1 protein-coding gene and 1 pseudogene are annotated in these 617 nt (G+C 38.2%); one reads left to right on the forward strand and one right to left on the reverse strand.

Features of this window, described 5'->3' with window-relative positions; translation table 11 throughout:
- Nucleotides 1-98: pseudogene (locus ACWHAR_RS29075) on the forward strand (transcriptional repressor); the annotation flags it as partial.
- A gap of 48 nt (nt 99-146) precedes the next feature.
- Here the strand turns inward: ACWHAR_RS29075 and ACWHAR_RS29080 are convergent.
- Nucleotides 147-494, reverse strand: coding sequence for a YgzB family protein (locus tag ACWHAR_RS29080; RefSeq protein ID WP_016886237.1), 348 nt, complete (start codon nt 492-494; stop codon nt 147-149).
- Nucleotides 495-617: the final 123 nt, after the last annotated feature.

Raw genomic sequence — 617 nt, forward strand, 5'->3', positions numbered from 1 at the left:
AGCAGCTTGCTTCACATGTGACAGGATTTAAAGTCAGTCACCATAGACTGGAGATATACGGTTTATGTCAGGAATGCGACAAAAAAGAAAGCCATTAAAAAGAGCTGGCCGCTTTTTTAACGGTCAGCTTATTTTTGTTGCAGCATTTACTGAGACTTTCGATTATACGATTCGTTAAACTCTTTTCCTTCGAGGTTTTTGTCCAATGTCAAAGGCTCCCTGCAATGCATGCACATATCAACCCGGCCTAAAATCTTGGTCGGTTTTTCACAGTTTGGACAGACGACTTGAACCGCTTTCGTTGAAAGCATGCCGATCCAAAAATAAACCGCTGTGCTCAACAAGATAGACAATACCCCCAAGATCATAAACATCGACATCAAGAGGACCGAGGACCTAAAAAAGACCCCGACATACATAATAATGAAGCCTATAAATACAAGGCTCAACGCAAACGTTCTGATTTTGTTGATTTTACTAGAGTATTTGGCCATATCCATCCCCCTGTCTCTAATATAGCATATCAAAGATGTGTTATTCTTTAATTAAAACGAATCAATTGGAAAATTTCTATAGAGAGTTTTGGGGAAATTGATTATAATAATTCAATGTGTTTT

The organism is Bacillus sp. LR--39 (assembly GCF_053613335.1).

What these genes read in the sequence shown, in the direction of transcription:
- ACWHAR_RS29080 (WP_016886237.1), bottom strand. Translation starts at nt 494, where the DNA reads ATGGCCAAATACTCTAGTAAAATCAACAAAATCAGAACGTTTGCGTTG.